The organism is Bradyrhizobium sp. ISRA436 (genome assembly GCF_029910015.1).
Lineage (GTDB): Bacteria > Pseudomonadota > Alphaproteobacteria > Rhizobiales > Xanthobacteraceae > Bradyrhizobium.
On the sequence record NZ_CP094519.1, the window covers coordinates 4,023,811 to 4,042,394 of the forward strand.

At 64.2% G+C, this 18,584-nt stretch carries 18 protein-coding genes; 6 read left to right on the forward strand and 12 right to left on the reverse strand.

Annotated features, from left to right (window positions below):
- Positions 1 to 36: 36 nt before the first annotated feature.
- The 7 genes from MTX23_RS19105 to MTX23_RS19135 all read right to left on the reverse strand — a co-directional run bounded on the left by MTX23_RS19105 (position 37) and on the right by MTX23_RS19135 (position 7,799).
- Positions 37 to 846 carry an SDR family oxidoreductase gene (locus tag MTX23_RS19105; RefSeq protein ID WP_280971760.1) on the reverse strand — a complete coding sequence of 270 codons (810 nt, stop codon included), beginning with the start codon at positions 844 to 846 and terminating at the stop codon, positions 37 to 39.
- 18 nt (positions 847 to 864) lie between these two features.
- A complete protein-coding gene (gene recJ / locus MTX23_RS19110) occupies positions 865 to 2,706 on the reverse strand; it encodes a single-stranded-DNA-specific exonuclease RecJ (RefSeq protein WP_280971761.1) in 1,842 nt (613 codons plus the stop codon).
- A 55-nt stretch (positions 2,707 to 2,761) separates the two neighbouring features.
- Positions 2,762 to 3,481 (reverse strand): haloacid dehalogenase type II, encoded by a 720-nt coding sequence (locus MTX23_RS19115; protein ID WP_280971762.1) that lies wholly within the window; start codon positions 3,479 to 3,481, stop codon positions 2,762 to 2,764.
- Positions 3,482 to 3,619: 138 nt separating this feature from the next.
- Positions 3,620 to 4,618, reverse strand: a complete 999-nt coding sequence (glpX, locus tag MTX23_RS19120; protein WP_280971763.1) for a class II fructose-bisphosphatase — start codon at positions 4,616 to 4,618, stop codon at positions 3,620 to 3,622.
- Positions 4,619 to 4,694: 76 nt separating this feature from the next.
- Positions 4,695 to 6,014: a homoserine dehydrogenase gene (locus MTX23_RS19125; RefSeq protein ID WP_280971764.1), complete on the reverse strand. Its 1,320-nt coding sequence runs from the start codon at positions 6,012 to 6,014 to the stop codon at positions 4,695 to 4,697.
- Positions 6,015 to 6,036: 22 nt separating this feature from the next.
- Positions 6,037 to 7,257 carry an LL-diaminopimelate aminotransferase gene (locus tag MTX23_RS19130; protein ID WP_280971765.1) on the reverse strand — a complete coding sequence of 407 codons (1,221 nt, stop codon included), beginning with the start codon at positions 7,255 to 7,257 and terminating at the stop codon, positions 6,037 to 6,039.
- A 215-nt stretch (positions 7,258 to 7,472) separates the two neighbouring features.
- Positions 7,473 to 7,799 carry a hypothetical protein gene (locus tag MTX23_RS19135; protein ID WP_280971766.1) on the reverse strand — a complete coding sequence of 109 codons (327 nt, stop codon included), beginning with the start codon at positions 7,797 to 7,799 and terminating at the stop codon, positions 7,473 to 7,475.
- A 291-nt stretch (positions 7,800 to 8,090) separates the two neighbouring features.
- Between MTX23_RS19135 and phaC the strand changes: the two genes are divergently transcribed.
- From phaC to MTX23_RS19150, 3 genes are all read left to right on the forward strand, one after another.
- Positions 8,091 to 9,899 carry a class I poly(R)-hydroxyalkanoic acid synthase gene (gene phaC / locus MTX23_RS19140; protein ID WP_280971767.1) on the forward strand — a complete coding sequence of 603 codons (1,809 nt, stop codon included), beginning with the start codon at positions 8,091 to 8,093 and terminating at the stop codon, positions 9,897 to 9,899.
- Positions 9,900 to 9,972: 73 nt separating this feature from the next.
- Complete coding sequence (locus tag MTX23_RS19145; protein WP_280978120.1) at positions 9,973 to 10,371, forward strand: MAPEG family protein; 399 nt, start codon at positions 9,973 to 9,975, stop codon at positions 10,369 to 10,371.
- A 69-nt stretch (positions 10,372 to 10,440) separates the two neighbouring features.
- On the forward strand, positions 10,441 to 10,620 hold the full coding sequence (locus tag MTX23_RS19150) for a hypothetical protein (RefSeq protein WP_280971768.1): 180 nt from the start codon (positions 10,441 to 10,443) through the stop codon (positions 10,618 to 10,620).
- A 348-nt stretch (positions 10,621 to 10,968) separates the two neighbouring features.
- Here the strand turns inward: MTX23_RS19150 and MTX23_RS19155 are convergent, their stop codons facing one another.
- From MTX23_RS19155 to MTX23_RS19175, 5 genes are all read right to left on the reverse strand, one after another.
- The gene (locus MTX23_RS19155) at positions 10,969 to 11,292 is read right to left on the reverse strand and encodes a YMGG-like glycine zipper-containing protein (protein ID WP_280978121.1); all 324 of its coding nucleotides are present in this window, start codon (positions 11,290 to 11,292) and stop codon (positions 10,969 to 10,971) included.
- Positions 11,293 to 11,478: 186 nt separating this feature from the next.
- On the reverse strand, positions 11,479 to 12,456 hold the full coding sequence (argC, locus tag MTX23_RS19160) for an N-acetyl-gamma-glutamyl-phosphate reductase (RefSeq protein WP_280971769.1): 978 nt from the start codon (positions 12,454 to 12,456) through the stop codon (positions 11,479 to 11,481).
- Complete coding sequence (locus MTX23_RS19165; RefSeq protein ID WP_280971770.1) at positions 12,453 to 13,118, reverse strand: FMN-binding negative transcriptional regulator; 666 nt, start codon at positions 13,116 to 13,118, stop codon at positions 12,453 to 12,455. Before MTX23_RS19165 ends, argC begins: the two co-directional genes overlap by 4 nt.
- A 206-nt stretch (positions 13,119 to 13,324) precedes the next feature.
- Positions 13,325 to 13,954, reverse strand: a complete 630-nt coding sequence (locus tag MTX23_RS19170; RefSeq protein WP_348637492.1) for a hypothetical protein — start codon at positions 13,952 to 13,954, stop codon at positions 13,325 to 13,327.
- A 110-nt stretch (positions 13,955 to 14,064) separates the two neighbouring features.
- Positions 14,065 to 14,595, reverse strand: coding sequence for a DedA family protein (locus tag MTX23_RS19175; RefSeq protein WP_280971771.1), 531 nt, complete (start codon positions 14,593 to 14,595; stop codon positions 14,065 to 14,067).
- 189 nt (positions 14,596 to 14,784) lie between these two features.
- Here MTX23_RS19175 and MTX23_RS19180 point away from each other — a divergent pair, with 189 nt between their 5' ends.
- From MTX23_RS19180 to MTX23_RS19190, 3 genes are all read left to right on the forward strand, one after another.
- Positions 14,785 to 15,153 carry a hypothetical protein gene (locus MTX23_RS19180; RefSeq protein WP_280971772.1) on the forward strand — a complete coding sequence of 123 codons (369 nt, stop codon included), beginning with the start codon at positions 14,785 to 14,787 and terminating at the stop codon, positions 15,151 to 15,153.
- A 133-nt stretch (positions 15,154 to 15,286) separates the two neighbouring features.
- Entirely contained in the window at positions 15,287 to 17,347 is a 2,061-nt protein-coding gene (parE, locus tag MTX23_RS19185) for a DNA topoisomerase IV subunit B (RefSeq protein WP_280971773.1), read from the forward strand.
- A gap of 238 nt (positions 17,348 to 17,585) precedes the next feature.
- The gene (locus MTX23_RS19190; protein WP_280971774.1) at positions 17,586 to 18,377 is read left to right on the forward strand and encodes a porin family protein; all 792 of its coding nucleotides are present in this window, start codon (positions 17,586 to 17,588) and stop codon (positions 18,375 to 18,377) included.
- The last annotated feature ends 207 nt before the right edge of the window (positions 18,378 to 18,584 follow it).

An 18,584-nucleotide genomic window follows, 5' to 3' on the forward strand; every position in this document is an offset into this window, starting at 1 on the left:
ATGCAAGCAATCGCCTTCGCTCGCAACGCCGGAGACTCACTGCTGCCGCACGACTCCGCCGGCGTTCATGCCGCCGTCGATGACGAGCTCGGTGCCCGTCACATAGCGCGATGCATCGGAGGCCAGATACAGCACGCCCTGCGCGATCTCGATCGCCTGCCCCGCACGGCCGAGCGGCGTCGCAAATCTGGCGCGCTCCTCCGGATCGATCGGCGCATTTTGGCCGGCGCCGGCCGCGCCGGTCGGGATCTTGCCCCAGATCGGCGTGTCGATGATGCCGGGATGCACCGAGTTGACGCGGATGCCGTCGCCAACTTGCGCGCACTCCATCGCGATCGCCTTGGCGAACAGCCGCACACCGCCCTTGGTCGCGCAGTAGCCGGCGAGGTTTGCTGAGCCGCGGAGGCCGGCGAGCGACGACATCATGATGATCGAGCCGCCGCCATACTTGCGCATCAACGGCAGGGAATGCTTCACCGACAGGAAGACGCCGTCGAGATTGATCGCAGTTTGCCGGCGCCAATCCTGCAGCGACATTTCGACGATCGAAGGCACGCCGATGCCGATTCCCGCGTTGGACACCATCACGTCGAGCCGGCCATGCCGCTTGCCGATCTCGGCCACGACTTCGATCCAGCGCTCCTCGCTGGTGACGTCCTGCGCCAGGAAACTCACATCGCGACCGGCTTTCTTCAGGCGCGCGGCCAGCTCAGGCCCGTTCAACTCGTCGATGTCGGTGGCGATCACGGTCGCCTCCTCCCGCGCCAGCAATTCCACGATCGCCGCGCCAATGCCCGACGCGCCGCCGGTCACCAGCGCGACCTTGCCTTGAACCTGTCCTGCCATGGCCACTCCCAACGTTTCTTATCTGATCACCGCCGGGCCCTGATCCGGCACCGCGACGTCGAGCACACGGAATTGCACACGTTCGGTGCCTTGCCAACGGTCGACCGCAAGAGAGCCTGCCACGTGCAATTGCTGGCCGCGATTTTGCGTCAAGGCGCTGCCGAGCTTCTGTCCGACCGAACGGAACGCGATACCGTTGACAATGGAGCCGTCGCCCGACTTGAAGCGCAGCCTCAAATGCGCCTGACCGACCTCGTCGGCGTAGACGAGCTGATGCGACGGCAGCGCGATCACCGGCTCCGGATTGGCGCTGCCGAACGGACCCGCGCGGTTCAGCGTTGCGGCAAATTCCGGCGTGACCGCGCGCGCGGTCACCGCGCCGTCGATGAAGAGCTCGTTCTCGTGGCGCGAGTTGGCGACGTCGGCGGCGAGCGCGTTCTCGAGGTAGGCGCGGAATTCAGCGAGCTTCTCCTTGCGCAGCGTCACGCCGGCGGCCATCGCGTGACCGCCGCCCTTCATCAAGAGACCGTCGTGCACTGCCTGCCGCACCGCCTTGCCGAGATCGACGCCGCCGATCGAGCGGCCAGATCCCGTGCCGATGCCGCCCGGTTCGAGCGCGATCGCGAAAGCGGGGCGCGCGAATTTCTCCTTCAGCCGCGCGGCCACCAGTCCGACCACGCCGGGGTGCCAGCCTTCCGCCGCGGTGACGATCACCGCGCCCTTGTCCTCAAGGCCAAGCGACGCCAAGGCCTCGGCTTCGGCCTGCGCCTCGGCCGCCTGCTCGATCACGCGGCGCTCGGTGTTGAGGCGATCGAGCTCGGCCGCGATCCGCGCCGCCTCCGACACGTCGCTTTCCAGCAGCAGCCGCACGCCGAGATCGGCGCGCCCGATGCGGCCGCCGGCATTGATGCGCGGCCCAAGCAAGAAGCCGAGATGCCAGGCCTCCGGCGGACCGTTCAGCCGCGATACATCCATCAGCGCGGTGTGGCCGAGGTGATCGCGGCGGCGCATCGCGATCAGACCCTTGGCCACAAAGGCGCGGTTGAGCCCGATCAGCGGCGCGACGTCGGCGACTGTGCCGAGCGCAACATGGTGCAGCATGCCGAGCAGATCGGGCTCCGGCATCTCGCTGGTCCAGAACCCGCGCTGCCGCAGTTCGCGGTTCACCGCCACCAGCGTCACCAGCACGAGACCGACAGCCGCGAGATGACCGAGGCCCGAGAGATCGTCGGGCCGGTTCGGATTTACCAGCGCATCGACCTCGGGCAACTGATCGCCGGTCTGGTGGTGGTCGATCACGACGACCGACATTCCCAGCTTCTTCGCTTCGGCCAGCGGCTCGATGCTGGTGGTGCCGCAGTCGACGGTGACGAGCAGCGTTGCGCCCTTCGCCGCCAGCGCGCGGACGGCCTCGGTGTTCGGCCCGTAGCCTTCGAACAGGCGGTCGGGAATGTGGATCAGCGGATCCAGTCCGCAATGGCGCAGATGCCAAGCCAGCAGCGCCGCCGAGGTCGCGCCGTCGACGTCGTAGTCGCCGAAGATCGCGACCTTCTCGCCGTGCTGTGCAGCGTCCGCAATGCGCTTGGCGGCCGTCTCCATATCGGTCACGGTATGGGGATCGGGCATCAGCTTACGGATGGTCGGATCGAGGAAATCGGGGACCGCATCAATCCCGACGTCGCGCCCCGCCAGCACGCGCGCCAGCATTTCCGGCAGATTGTGGCGCTGGACGATCGCGAGCGCCCGCGCCGCTCCGCGTGCATCCAACCGGTCGCGCCAGAATTTTCCATTCAAGGACCGCGTCACGCCGAGGAACGCCGGCGGCGCCTCGACGGGCAGTGCGGATGCGTGGAGCGTCATGATCCCTTCCGAGCCAGGCAGGAATCGTAACGTGTCCCTGACTCGCAGGCCAGTGCTAGCACCCCATCCGGTCGGCTATCCCACCGAAATCCTTGGCGACGATGTCCCAGTCGCCGGTGGCTTCGAAATCGACCTTCTGCAGCGGACCGTATTCGGTCGGACGCGCCACGAACGCCGTCTTCAGGCCGAGCTTCTGCGCATGCTTCAGATCATAATTGTGCGCAGCGACCATCATCACCTGCTCCGGCGGCAGGCAGAGCAGCTTCGCCGCACCGAGATAGGTCTCCGGATCGGGCTTGTAATGCTCGAACAGCTCGGCCGACATGATCAGGTCCCAGGGAAGCCCTGCGAACTTCGCCATGTTGGTCAGCAGCGCGACGTTGCCGTTCGAGAGCGGCGAGATGATGTATTTCGTTTTCAGCCGCGTCAGCCCGGCGACGCTGTCGGCCCACGGGTGCAGGCGATGCCAACCCATCGTCAGATGGTGCAGATCGGCGTCCGTCAGCCCCTTGATATCGAACTGCGCGGCCAACTTCTCCAGCGAGCGGCGGTGCAGCACGTCGAGGATGACGTAGCCGTTCTGCGGATTCCTGCGTACCTCGTCCATCGACGCGGCATAGACCGCGCGCCAGCCATCGACCAGCGCGGTCCAGTCGGCCTTGATGCCCCGCGTCTCCGACCATGTGGTGAAGTCGTTGATCAGGCTGGTGCGCCAGTCGACCACCGTCCCGAACACGTCGAACACCAGCGCCTTGACCGCGGAAACATCGGACATGTTCGTCTCCCTTGTTGTTATTCGTTCCTGGTTCGTCATTCCGGGGCACGCATCAGCGCGAACCCGGAAACTCGAGGTTTCCCGATGCGCAATTGCGCATCTGTGTTCATCCTGCGGATGCCCCGGAACGACAGTGCATCAATCAAGGTGGAACTTGTCGAACTGCCGGTGCTCGGCCTTGATGTAGCGTACGGTGCCGGTGACGGAGCGCATCACGACCGTCTCGGTCTCGATCACGTCCTTCTTGAACTTCACGCCTGTCAGCAGCGAGCCGGTGGTGACACCGGTCGCGGCGAACAGGCAGTCGCCCTTGGCCATGTCCTCGATGCCATAGATCATCTTCGGATCGGTGACGCCCATCTTGTGCGCGCGCTCGCGCTTCTCCTCGCTGTCGAGGATCAGGCGGCACTGCATCTGACCGCCGATGCAGCGCAGCGCAACCGCCGCCAGCACGCCCTCCGGCGCGCCGCCGGTGCCGATATACATGTCGACACCGGTCTCATCGGGCTTGGCACAGTGAATGACGCCGGCGACGTCGCCGTCGGTAATCAGCTGCACGGCAGCGCCCGTCGAGCGCACGCTGTTGATGATCTCGGCATGGCGCGGACGGTCGAGCACCAGAACGGTGATGGCGGAGGGATCCACACCCTTGGCCTTGGCGAGCCGGCGCACGTTGTCGGCCGGCGGCGCGTCGAGCTCGATCACGTTCTTGGCGAAGCCCGGACCGATTGCGATCTTCTGCATGTAGACGTCGGGTGCGTGCAGCAGCGTGCCGCCATCGGCCATCGCCATGGTGGCGATCGAGCCGGGCATGTTCTTGGCGCAAAGCGTGGTGCCCTCGAGCGGATCGACCGCGATGTCGACCTTGGGACCGGCGTTGAGCCCGACCTTCTCGCCGATGAACAGCATCGGCGCCTCGTCGCGCTCGCCCTCGCCGATCACGATGGTGCCTTCGATCGGCAGCTTGTTGAGCTCGCGGCGCATCGCGTCGACCGCGGCCTTGTCTGCGGCCTTCTCCTGGCCGTGGCCGCGCAGCCGCGCGGCCGACACCGCCGCGCGTTCCGTCACCCGCACGATTTCGAGCGTCAGGATGCGCTCAAGCAGCATCTGCGGCGGAACGGAAATATGGGTCGACATCGGCGTACTCCTTAAAGCCTCACGGGCCACGCTGCCCGCATCAATCGTCTTGCGCCCGTCCCGTTCAGGTCGCGCGCTAGTTTTTCTCGATCCGGATCACCTGCGGCCGGCCGCTGATGACCTTATCGCGCTGCACTGCGGCCAAAGCGCGATGCACAGCGTCCTCACTGGTGGCATAGGTAATCAGAATGACAGGAACCGGTGAAGGTTTTTTGGCCGCACCATTCATATCAACGCCATCCGGATGCCGTTGCACGATCGATTCCAGTGATATCTTCTGTTCCGCGAGCCGGGTGGCGATTGTTGCGGCAGTGCCTGCAAGATCGCGCGCCATCAGACGGATGTAATAGCCACCCTCGTGGCGTTCCATCGGCGCCTTGGTGGTGCCGCGCAACCGCTCCACCGGGCGGCCGAACGGCTTGGCTCTGATTCCACGCGCGACGTCGGCGATGTCGGCGACCACCGCAGAGGCCGTCGCCGCGCCGCCGGCCCCGGGGCCGACCAGCGTAATCGGCGGAATCCCCTCGCCGTCGATCGTCACCGCATTGGTAACGCCCATCACCTGGGCGATCGACGATGATTTCGGCACCATGGTCGGATGCACGCGCTGCTCGATGCCCTTGGCGGTGCGCACGGCAACCCCGAGCAGCTTGACGCGATAGCCGAGTTCTTCGGCTGCGCGCAGGTCTTCAGGCGTGATCGAGGAGATACCTTCGACATAGACGGCGCTTTGCGCGACCTTGGTTCCGAAGGCGAGGCTCGCCAGGATCGCCAGCTTCTGCGCGGTGTCGTGGCCGTCGACGTCGAAGGACGGGTTGGCTTCGGCATAGCCGAGGCGCTGGGCATCCTTCAGGCACTCGGCGAACGATAGCCCCTCGTGCTCCATCCGCGTCAGGATGTAATTGCAGGTGCCGTTGAGGATGCCGTAGACGCGATTGACGCCGGTGCCGGCGAGCCCCTCGCGCAGCGTCTTGATGACCGGGATCGCCGCACCGACCGCCGCTTCGAAGTTGAGCGCGCCGCCGTGCTTCTCGGCAGCCGCGGCCAACCGCAGCCCGTGCTTGGCGATCAGTGCCTTGTTGGCAGTGACCACGGACTTGCCGGTCTTCAGGGCCGTCTCGATTGCGGAGAATGCGGGATCGCCGGCGCCGCCCATCAATTCGACAAAGCAGTCGATGTTGGGATCCTCGGCCAGCGCCTGCGGGCTCTTGGCCCATTCAATGCCGCGCAGGTCGAGGCTGCGTTTCTTGGCCTTCGACCGCGCCGTGACGGCGACGACGCGCACGCCGCGGCCGCTGCGTTCGGACAGCATGCGTCCCTGCGCTTCGATCAGGCGGACGACGTCGGCACCGACGGTGCCGAGCCCCGCTATGCCCACTTTGAGGGGTGCGACCATGTGAGTAAGGAACCTGGGAAGATTAGCGTCGATTGGCGAGAGGAACCACGTTGTGCAACGTTTCGATGCCGCTTTCAAGGAAGCGGCGCACGCCACGCGCGGCCTGCCGGATCCGCTGCTCGTTCTCCACCATCGCGATGCGGACATAGCCTTCGCCATGCTCGCCGAAGGCGACGCCGGGCGACACCACGACGCCGGACTTCTCCACCATCAGGGTCGCGAACTGCATGCTGCCGACCGCCTCGAACGCCTTCGGCAACGGCGCCCAGGCGAACATCGAGGCTTGCGGCGGCGGAATGTCCCAGCCGGCGCGACCAAATGACTCAACCAGCGCGTCGCGGCGCTTGCGATAGGTATCGCGCATCTCGCGAATGCAGTCATCGGGCCCGTTGAGCGCGGCAGTCGCGGCCACCTGGATCGGCGTGAAGGCGCCATAGTCCAGATATGACTTCACGCGCGCGAGCGCGGCGATGATGCGCTCGTTGCCGACCGCAAAGCCCATGCGCCAGCCGGCCATCGAGAACGTCTTCGACATCGAGGTGAATTCGACGGTGACGTCGATTGCGCCGGGCACCTGCAGCACCGATGGGGGCGGCTTGTTCTCGTCGAAATAGACCTCTGCGTAGGCGAGATCCGACAGGATGAAGATGTCGTGCTTCTTCGCGAAGGCGACGAGGTCCTTGTAGAAGTCGAGATCCGCGACATAGGCGGTCGGATTGGACGGATAGCAAACGATCAGCGCGATCGGCTTCGGGATCGAATGGACGATCGCCCGCTCGACGGCTTCGAAGAATTGCGGGGTCGGCTCCGAAGGTACCGAGCGGATCACGCCCCCTGCCATCAGGAAGCCGAAGGCATGGATCGGGTAGCTCGGATTGGGACACAGCACGACGTCGCCCGGCGCCGTGATCGCCTGTGCCACATTGGCGAAGCCCTCCTTCGAGCCGAGGGTCGCGACCACCTGCGTATCCGGATTGAGCTTCACGCCGAAGCGGCGCGCGTAATAGGCAGCCTGGGCCTTGCGCAGGCCGTTGATGCCGCGCGAGGCCGAATAGCGGTCGGTCCGCGGCTTGCCGAGGGTTTCCTTGAGCTTTTCGATCACATGCGGCGGCGTCGACAGGTCCGGGTTCCCCATACCCATGTCGATGATATCGGCCCCAGCATTGCGCGCGGCCGCCTTGGCCTGGTTGACCTTTTCAAAGACGTAAGGCGGCAGACGGCGAATGCGATAAAATTCTTCCATGGGACCCTTGCTCCGACAACCGGCACATCAGAATCGACGACCCTTGGCCAGCTCTCGAAGCCGGACTCGGCTTCATCCAGAAATCGCACAGAATCAATAACTTATGGCGAATTCAGGCGCACGGGGCTGAGACAAGCGGCCGGATATGCGGTTGAATTGAAGCTCTTTTAGCACGGACACCCGGCCGCGCCAGCGCAGATCGGCCTCTTCACGCACTACTTCCCGGCCGCGATGTTGGCCGCAGCCACGTCGCTCGCAGCGGCGGCATTCTGGGCCGCGGCGGTCGCCTGGCGGTCCCGCGCGGCCTTCAGCTCCGCCTCGAGCTTGGCCTGGTCGGCCGGCTTCATTGTCTCCTCGTTGCGGTCCGGCGGGAGATCATGGACAGGAAGGTAGCCGCTGGCGTCCTTTGGCCGCGCCGACGCGTCGGCGGGCACCCCGATCCCGGGCAGATCCGCAACCGTGCTCGAACAGCCCCCCAGCGCCGCCATCGACGCGAGCAGCACTGCGGCCCCGAGCCCCCTCATCATCCGATCGATCGGCATGCGCCGAAAAGTCCCCAACAAGCTGGCGCGCAGGTCGCACGTCGCCGACACGGGTCGCACTGGTACGAGCCTTGCAGCATCCCCGCTGCGTTAATTTTGGCTTCAGCCGTTCAAACCATTGTCGCCCGAAACGATTAAGGCGTGAACAGCAAAGGCGACCTGTGAGGCTTCAATATGTCAGAACAAAGATTTTTTGTCGCAGCGCAACAGCGCGAAACATTGGATTTTGCCTGATTGCCGTTGCCGCACCGCGCGATGACGCCCACGAAACGAAGCGATAATGTCCTTAAGATGAGCAACGTCAGTACCGAAACCCAAGCCGCCCCCAAATTCAACGCCGAAGCCTTCGCCATGAATATCGCGCGGGCGATCGAAAGCAGCGGTCAGGCGCTTGCCGCCTATCTCAAGCCGCGCCAGACCGGCGAAGTCCGCGACAAGACCCCCAATGAACTCGGCGAGGTCATCAAGACCTTCAGCGTGATCGCCGAATACTGGCTGTCCGACAAGGAGCGCGCCTCCGACCTGCAGATCAAGCTCGGGAAGGACTACCTCGATCTCTGGGGCGCAGCGGCGCGCCGCATGGCCGGCGAGGCAGACGCCAAGCCGGCGATCGAGCCGTCCCCTCGCGACAAGCGCTTCCAGGATCCCGAATGGAAGTCGAACCAATTCTTCGACTTCATCCTCCAGCTTTATCTGCTGACGTCGAAATGGGCGCAGGAGCTGGTCCGCAACGCCGAGGGAATCGATCCGCATACCCGCCAGAAGGCCGAGTTCTACGTCCAGCAGATCACCAATGCGCTCGCGCCGTCGAATTTCGTCCTGACCAATCCTGAAGTGCTGCGCGCCACCGTCGAATCCAACGGCGACAACCTGGTGCGCGGCATGAAGATGCTGGCGGAAGATATCGAAACCGGCCATGGCACGCTCCGAATTCGCCAGTCCGATCCGACCAATCTCGCGGTCGGCGTCAATATGGCGACGACGCCGGGCAAGGTGATCTACCAGAACGAGCTGATGCAGCTGATCCAGTATTCGCCCACAACGGAGAACGTGCTGCGCACGCCGCTGCTGATCGTTCCGCCCTGGATCAACAAGTTCTACATCCTCGATCTGCGCCCGGAAAAATCCTACATCAAATGGTGCGTCGATCAGGGCATCACGGTGTTCGTGATCTCCTGGGTCAATCCGGACAAGGAACTCGGCAAGAAGACCTGGGCCGACTACATGACCGAAGGCCCGCTCACGGCGATGGACGTGATCGAAAAGGTCACCGGCGAGATGAAGGTTCACACCGCCGGGTATTGCGTCGGCGGCACCCTGCTGGCCTCCACACTCGCCTATCTCGCCGAGAAGCGCCGCCAGCGCGTGACTTCGGCAACGTTCTTTGCGGCGCAGGTCGATTTCACCCATGCCGGCGACCTGCTCGTGTTTGTCGACGAGGACCAGATCTCGGCGCTGGAACGCGACATGCAGGAATCCGGCGTGCTCGAAGGCAGCAAGATGGCGATGGCCTTCAACATGCTGCGCTCGAACGACCTGATCTGGTCCTATGTCGTGAACAACTATCTCAAGGGACAGCCGCCCTCCTCATTCGACTTGCTGCACTGGAATTCCGACGCGACCCGGATGCCGGCGTCGAACCACTCCTACTACCTGCGCAACTGCTACCTTGAGAACCGGCTGTCGACCGGCACGATGGTGCTCGACAACACGCTGCTCGATCTGTCGAAGGTGAAGGTTCCAGTCTACAACCTCGCCACGCGCGAGGATCACATCGCGCCGGCGGAATCGGTGCTGTACGGCTCGCAGTTCTTCGGCGGCCCGGTGAAGTATGTCCTTTCCGGCTCGGGCCATATCGCCGGCGTGGTCAATCCGCCGACAGCGAAGAAGTACCAATACTGGACCAACGACAACATCAAGGACGTCAAGCTCTCCGACTGGCTGAAGAACGCCCAGGAGCACAAGGGCTCGTGGTGGCCCGACTGGCGCGAATGGCTGGAGCACCTCGATTCCGAGAAGGTGCCGGCGCGCGCCGTGGGCTCGCCGGAGATGCCGCCGCTCGAGGACGCTCCGGGGAGTTACGTCCGCGTCCGCGCGTAGCGCCGGGCCTGCCTCTCAGCTATAAGCAGATTGTCCCGGCGCTCGGGAATCGAACTCAGTTGAGGGGGAGATGATGACTCGTGAACTGTTCTGGCTGGCGCTGACGGTGATCCTGACCGGACTGCTCTGGATTCCCTACATCATCAACCGCTGCCAGGTCCGTGGCCTCTCCGGCGCGATGGCCAATCCCTCGCGCGGCGACAAGCCGCATGCGGAATGGGCGACCCGGCTAATGTTCGCTCACGATAACGCGGTCGAGAACCTCGTGATCTTCGCGCCGTTGGTGCTGATCCTCAACGCGGCCGATTATTCGTCCAAATGGACCGTGCTCGCCTGCGCTGTGTATTTCTGGGCTCGCGTCGCGCACCTGATCGTCTACACGCTTGGCCTGCCCGTGTTCCGCACGCTGGCATTTACGGTCGGCTTCCTCGCCCAGGCCGTGCTTGCGCTCGCTATCTTCAGGATCGTCTGAGCGGCATCATCGCGCCAGTCGCGGCACATGCCGCACCGTCGGCAGCTAGTCCGCACGACGATGTGCAGCATGGTCTCCGGTGCATCATCGAAGCTCTTGATGCTGCATCTCATGTTGTCCAAGCAGCAGTTCGATCGCTGCTGCGAATTCATCGGCAAGGGCTGGGCGGCGGGCGTCACCAATTATCGGATCAGATCGATGCGCCTGTTCGGTCTTCCCCTCACTTGCACCGCGACCTGGATGAATTGAGCGCGGCGAGCGCCGGAGGCGCAAGCCTACGATGTCGCGATCATTGCCGCCGTCGGCTTGGTGATGATGCGGTGATCGGCGGTCGCCCTGGATGTCACCGAGCTGATGGCCGGGCGGCAAACCCGATGAAGCCGGCCCCGGCCAGACGCTGCTGATGGCGGCTGCGCTCGTTTCTCGCGCAGGAACTCTTCGCCGCCATCATCATGCTCGACCCGGGCGACTTTTTTCGCAAGCGCTCTACTTGCGCGGCGGAAAAACGGCTGTTGCGCTGGCAAAGGCCGTAAGAACCGCAGCGCCGCCCAGGCGTCCTCTGCCGAGGCTGCCCAAGTGGGTACGGCCCTCGTCGTGTCAGTATCGCCCGCTGTAGTAGCGCTCGTCGCACTCGGCGACATAAATTCTGCCATAGGGATCGCGGTACCTGCACATTTGCGGCCCACCCGGATTCGGCGGATTCGTCGAGTCGGCCACGGCCGCCCCAAGCAGCGCGCCGGCACCAGCGCCGATAAGGGTGCTTCCGGCGTTTCTACCAATGGCCTGGCCGATCAGCGCGCCGCTGGCGGCGCCCAAGGCCGCACCCGTAGCGGTGCGCTGTTGCTGCGCTGTTTGTGCACAGCCGGCCAGACAGGTGCTAAGAGCCACGATGCCAATGGCAGCGGCTTTCAGAATGTTCATGAAGAGGGGTTCCTGCAATTCGGCGGGAGTGAGCAGAGTCAATTTTGCTCACGCAAAGTTGAGTGCAGTCTAAATTTGGCGGATTTTCGCCCGCAAGCGAATTGCGGGCGAGCATGTGCTTGGACTGGCGGATTTCTGACCGGCATTGTTGTCGGTTTGGGTCCTCGTCCACGATGAGGCCTGCCGTCAGCTGTCGGCCAGCCCCAGCATGAGCCGCATGTTCTGCACGGCTGCGCCCGAGGCACCTTTACCCAGATTATCTAGCCGCGCGACCATCACGGCCTGGTGGTGCTTGTCGCTGGCGAAGACGTAGAGCTCGAGCTTGTTGGTCTCGTTCAGCGCCTGCGGCTCGAGCCGGCCGCTCTTCGCGGCTTCATTCTGCAGCGGCATCACCGAGACGTAGCGGCTTCCCGCGTAGCGCTTCGCCAGCGCAGCCTGCAGGTCGGCGCCGGTCGGCTTGCCCGGCAACACGTCGAGCTGCAACGGCACCGAGACCAGCATGCCCTGCCGGTAGTTGCCGACCGACGGGATGAAGATCGGCCGCCGCGTCAACCGCGAGTAGAGCTGCATCTCCGGCACGTGCTTGTGCTCGAAGCCAAGCCCGTAGAGTTCGAATGCCGGCGAGGTGCCATCCTCGTAGCTCGCGATCATCGACTTGCCGCCGCCCGAATAGCCACTCACGGCGTTGACCGTGACCGGATAATCCTGTGGCAGCAGGCCGGCATCGACCACCGGCCGCAGCAGCGCGATCGCGCCGGTCGGATAGCAGCCCGGGTTCGAGACCTTCTGCGCGGTCCGGATCTTGTCGGCCTGGTCGGGCGCCAGTTCCGGGAAGCCGTAAGCCCAGTCGGGCGCGACCCGATAGGCCGTCGAGGCGTCAAGCACCTTCGGAGCAGCGTTCCCCATCGTGTCGATCAACGCGACGGTCTCCTTCGCGGCATCGTCCGGGAGGCACAGGATCACGAGATCCACCTCCTCCATCAGCGCGCGCTTCACCGCAGGATCCTTGCGCTCGTCCTCGGCGATATTCTTCACGGCCACATCGCCCCGCTCGCGCAGCCGTTCCTGAATGCCGAGGCCGGTCGTGCCGGACGCGCCATCGACGAACACAGTGGGCTTGGTCGCCCCGCTGACGGTCGGCTTATCGGTGTCGGTGAGGCTCATGGCACGCTCCTTTCGAGCTCGTTCGTTTCGTTTGCAAAGACATCAGGCCGCGCCTGCCGCATCAGATGCGCGATCATCTGCGCGTCGGCGTCCAGTTGCACGGCAAGCGCGCCCGCGACCGCCGCAAAGTCGGTCTCGGATTTGTGCTGGTTCAGCTTGAAGCTGCCCTCCACCTCTTCCACCGTCATCTCAAGACCCACGATCACCTTCTTCATGCCATCCAGCCGCGCGGCTGTCATCTTGACCGACGTCCACGGCTTCTTGGGCAACAGCCGGTTCTCGAACTTGGCGCTCAACGTATCGATGTGAACGGCGAGTTCGTGACCCGACAATGCCCGCACCGGTCCGATCAGATGGACGGTCTGATAGAGCCAAGTCGGCACCTGGTCCGGAGACACGTACCAGTCGGCCGATACATAGGCGTCAGCGCCGTTGATGGCCAGCAGCCATGACGTGCTGGCTGCCAGCTTTACCAACGGATTGTGACGGGCGACATGAAACAGCGCCCGCGGCGTGCCATCATCCGCGTAGGTCAGATAGAACGGCAGCGCGGAGGCGATCGGCTTTGCGCCGTCCCACGCGCAGGCGATGCCGAAACCGCGCGCTTCCGCGAAGGCGAGGCTTGCGGCGCGGTCGGGCTTGAACACCGGTGGCGTATACATGGTCGTAACTCCTGCGTGACGTAGGAGCCGCCAGATCGAACCGCGTGTCTTTTTCGAGGAGAGCGCCGCGGGAGGGATCCAGCGGCAGAGGCGATGATCTTAAACGCGAACGATCGCCTGTACCGCGGAGATACGGCGGCGGCGAGCGATGATGATGGTCGCGGCGTTGATCATGGGCGCTGCTATAGGGCCGCGCCCATATCGCGTCAAGGAAAACCGGTCAGATCACGGGATTCCACGGCGCCGGGATCACCCGGTAGCTGTTGCCGTCCTTCTCGACATGGCCGAGGCCCGGGAACGGATAATGAAAGCCCTGCACCTGGAGCCGCTCCGCCACGACCATGTCGTAGATGCGGCGCCGGGTCTTCTCGGCCAGGTCGGGCTTCGACCCCAAGAATGTCGACATGGTCGTGATCTCGCACTTCCACGGCGACCACGGCCGCGACGAAATTGTCGGCGAACAGGCCGTTGGTCCCCTTGCTGCCGGCCTTCGCCAGCGCGCCGTTTCCGGTGTCGATCACGACAAGCTTGCCGCCGGTGTTGATCACCAGTGGCGCGAAATAGATCGTCATCATGTCGCTTGGCATGTACGCCCTCTCCAGCGCCGCGTTCACATCATCCCGCTTGGCGTTGGGAATGAACGAATCCTCCAGCTTGAAGACGTTCTTGCCGTCCGACACCACCGTGACAAGGATGTCCCCAACCTTGTAGCGATAGAAGCTCGGCGCCTGCCTGTCGGCGATCGGCGCCGCAGCGATGGCCGAGACCTCGGGCAACAGCGGCGCGGCTGCAATCCCAGCGGCGCCGGCGAGAGCGTGACGTCGTGTCAGTTCCATGTGGTACCTCCAGTAAGACCGTGACCCGCGGCCGGCAGCTCCTCCCCGCTTGTGCGGCGGGCCGGTGCTTTCCGCGCCAACCCCTGTCTCGCCGTCATATTCCGGAGGCCTCACACGGCCCGCCATATCCATTCGATGGCCTGCGCGATCACGTCGCCGAACAGCAGCAGTGCCGCGGACCAGACCAGCGCAGAAACGAAATTGGCGATCTGAAACGGCCAGTACGACATCTCGAAAATGCCGGCGGCGAGCGGCACCGAGGCCCGCAGCGGACCGAAGAAGCGCCCGATGAAGATGCTGGGCACGCCCCACCTGCTGACGAACGCCTCGCCGCGCGGCAGGATCTCCGGATAGCGCGACAGCGGCCACATCTTCGCGACGTGCTCCTTGTAGCGGTAGCCAAACCAGTAGGAGACCCAATCGCCGAGCGCAGCGCCGACGCCGCCAGCGATCCATACCGGCCAGAAATGGATTCCGCTGGCGCCGATCAACGCGCCGATCGCAACGAGCGCCCCCCAGGCAGGGACAAGCAGCGAGATGAAGGCAAGCGACTCGGCGAACGCCAGCAGCAGGACGATCGGAGCGGCCCAGGCCTGGTGATGGCGCACGAACTCGGCCAGGGCGCGCGCAAAATCCTCCATCTGATCGAGTGCCTTCCTGCTCCGTTGTGGCCTTGAATGAACCTTTCTACCGGCTCCCAGCCTAAGAAGAGGTAAGCCAGCCCGTTGCGTGACATCAAGTCACAATGGCGGGGATCGAACGTGATTTCACACGGGCTGCTGCCGCCCGGGCAGGCTCGCATTTCCTTACAAGAACCAAGGATGGACGGGATGATCGGATCACTGATGATGTGCGTGAGCGTTGTTGTTCTCTCGTTCGGAATGCTCGCAGGCATCGCCATGGGCATCCAGCAGGACTTCACGTTGGCGCCGGCGCATGCGCATCTCAATCTCGTCGGCGGCGTGCTCCTGTTCTTGTTCGGCCTCTACTATCGTGTCTTTCCAGCGGCTGGCGCGACCCTGCTGGCGAAGCTCCAGGGCTGGCTGCATATCGTGGGTGCGATCCTCTTCCCGGCCGGCATTGCGCTGGTGGTCCTGAGAGGACACGCGTTCCTGGCGGCGCCCGTTGTGGGGTCGCTGCTGGTCACGCTCGCCATGGCCCTGTTCGCGGTCGTTGTATTCCGGACCTCGCGGGCGTAATCGCGGATTCCTATCTAGGGGATGGTCAGGTCCGGCTCCGATCCGGGCTGGCCGTCCCCATAGGCAGCCCATCCGTGGCATAGTCAGAGCAACCGATTCGCCGCACCAATGCTCGCGCGCCATATGAAGATCCATGGCTAAATCTCTAAAACAAAACGCTAAAAGCAAATCAGCCGACGACTTGTTCGAAGCCCCTGAACCGAAGGGGCGAGCGCCGCTGAAGGTCGCCGCCCGGTCCTCTGGGGGCGCTGAAGCCGGCTATACAGCGGCTGACATCGAGGTGCTGGAGGGGCTGGAGCCGGTCCGCCGGCGGCCTGGCATGTATATCGGCGGCACCGACGAGAAGGCGCTGCATCACCTGTTCGCCGAGGTGATCGACAACTCGATGGACGAGGCCTTGGCAGGCCACGCCACCTTCATCGAGGTGGAGTTGACCGCTGACGGCTTCCTGACCGTGACCGACAACGGCCGCGGCATTCCGGTTGACCCGCACCCGAAATTCCCGAAGAAGTCAGCGCTCGAAGTCATCATGTGCACGCTGCATTCGGGCGGCAAATTCGATTCCAAGGTCTATGAAACCTCGGGCGGTCTGCACGGCGTCGGCGTCTCGGTCGTCAACGCCCTCTCTTCGCGGCTCGAGGTCGAGGTCGCGCGCAGCCAGAAGCTCTACCGCATGACCTTCGAGCGCGGCCATCCCAAGGGCAAGCTCGAAGACCTCGGCAAGGTCAACAACCGCCGCGGCACCCGCATCCGCTTCAAGCCGGACACCGAGATTTTCGGCGCCAAGGCGACCTTCAAGCCGCAGCGCCTGTTCAAGATGACGCGCTCGAAGGCCTACCTGTTCGGCGGCGTCGAAATTCGCTGGCACTGCGACCAGGAGCTGTTGAAGGGCATCGAGGACGTCCCGGCCGAGGCAAGCTTCCATTTCCCCGGTGGCCTGAAGGACTATCTCGCCGCGGCGATCCACGCCGACACGCTGGTGCATCAGGATATCTTCTCCGGCAAGTCCGGCCGCAGCGGCGCGCACGGCGCCTGTGAATGGGCGGTGGCCTGGACCGCGGACGCCGACGGCTTCCTGTCGTCCTACACCAACACCGTGCCGACCCCCGATGGCGGCACCCACGAAAGCGGTTTGCGCAGCGCGCTGCTGCGTGGTCTGAAGGACCACGCTGAGCGCGTCGGCCAGGGCAAGCGCGCGGCCTCCGTCACCTCGGAAGACGTGATGGTGGGCGCAGCCGTCATGCTCTCGGTGTTCGTGCGCGAACCTGAATTCCAGGGCCAGACCAAGGATCGCCTCGCCACCGCCGAAGCACAGCGCATCGTCGAACAGGCGATGAAGGATCCGTTCGACCACTGGCTGTCGGCCAATCCGAACCAGGCCAACAGGCTGCTGGATTTCGTGATCGATCGAGCCGAGGAGCGGCTGCGCCGCCGCCAGGAGAAGGAGACCGCGCGCAAGACCGCGGGCAAGAAGCTCCGCCTCCCCGGCAAGCTCGCCGATTGCACAGACGCCGGGACCGAAGGCTCAGAGCTCTTCATCGTGGAAGGCGACTCGGCAGGCGGCAGCGCCAAGCAGGCGCGCGATCGCAAGACCCAGGCCGTGCTGCCGCTGCGCGGAAAGATTCTCAACGTCGCCTCCGCCGGCAAGGACAAGTTGATGGCCAACGCCCAGCTCTCCGACCTCGTGCAGGCGATCGGGTGCGGCACGCTCGCGCATTACCGCGAAGAGGATCTGCGCTATCAGCGCATCATTATCATGACCGACGCCGACGTCGACGGCGCGCATATCGCTTCGCTGCTGATCACCTTCTTCTACCGGCAGATGCCGCGGCTGATCGATGAGGGGCACCTCTATCTCGCCGTGCCACCACTCTACAAACTGACCCACGGCACCAAATCGGTCTACGCCCGCGATGACGCCCACAAGGATGCGCTGCTGAAGAGCCAATTCAACGCCAATGCGAAGGTCGACATCAGCCGCTTCAAAGGCCTCGGCGAGATGATGCCCACGCAGCTCAAGGAAACCACCATGGATCCAGCCAAGCGCACGCTGCTGCGGGTGGTGCTGCTGGCCGACGATCGCGAGGGCACCGCGGACTCGGTCGAGCGGCTGATGGGCACGAAAGCGGAAGCTCGCTTTGCCTTCATCTCCGACAAGGCCGAATTCGCGAGCGACGACATGCTCGACGTCTAAACTTCAACCTATTGATTTCGGATGTCTTTTTTGGCCGCTTCCCATGGGGAGCGGCCACTTGCCTTTTAAGGGCGGCGGAGGCCGCTTTAGGCCAAGAGCCTGTTCCGTTTTCGGCCGGTTGTGTCCCACCCGCAACAGCATTTCTGGCGCGACCACGTATAGTGCCATGAGTTACGGGAATCGGCGCCAGCGCCAGTCCCCAGCGACCCGACCGAACGCAAAAGCCGAGGATCTAATAATGAAGAAGTTTCTGCTCGCTCTGACCGCGGTTGCTGCGATGACGGCATCGGCGTCGGCGGCTGACCTTGCCGCCCGCCCCTACACCAAGGCTCCTGCCCCGCTCCCGGTAGCGCCGAGCTGGACCGGCTTCTACATTTTCGGCGGCGGCGGCGGCGGTCTCTGGGACGCTGACACCGGCATCCAGTCGACCACCACGGGTGCGAGCATCCTGGGCTTCAATCAGCGGCAGGGCGGCGACGGCTGGTTCGGCACGGTTGGCGCCGGTTACGACTGGCAGGTCAGCCCGAGCTGGGTCTTCGGTGTGTTCGCTGACGGCCAGTTCGGCAGCCTCAAGGGCACCATTCAGGATCAGGTCGGGTTCCTCGCCGGCAACATCAAGAACGACTACAACTGGGCTGCCGGCGTCCGCCTCGGCTACCTGATTGCGCCGAACGTTCTGTCGTACGTGAACGCCGGCTATTCCAACTCGCACTGGAAGGGCACGACGCTGTTCGACACGGCTAGCGCTCTGCCCGCCGGTCTGCACACCAACGGCTTCGATCGCAGCGGCTGGTTCGTCGGCGGCGGCGTCGAGAACAACCTGAACTTCTTCGGCATCACCGCGCCGGGCTGGTTCATGAAGACCGAATATCGCGCTGCCTACTACGACAGCAAGGCCATCTCCGAGCTGGCCGATGGCACCAACCTGTCGAACGGCCGCGACATCACCTTCAAGCCCTTCGTGCAGACCATCAGCACGTCGCTGGTCTACCGCTTCAACTGGAGCGGCCCGGTGGTCGCTAAGTACTGATCAAGTACTGGTCCTGCGCAATCGCTGCTCAAGAGCCCCGGCATTGTCCGGGGCTTTTTTTGTTGCCCGCGCGCGCCCCGCTGCGCGCGGCGAAGGAACTCCGTTGGAGATTGTCCCTCGCGCAGGGCCGTCGGTAGGATCCTGGTCTGGTCGAGCCCGCGATGATCGGGCACTCTGCGCATCGGTTCCAAAACAAGGCGGACAACA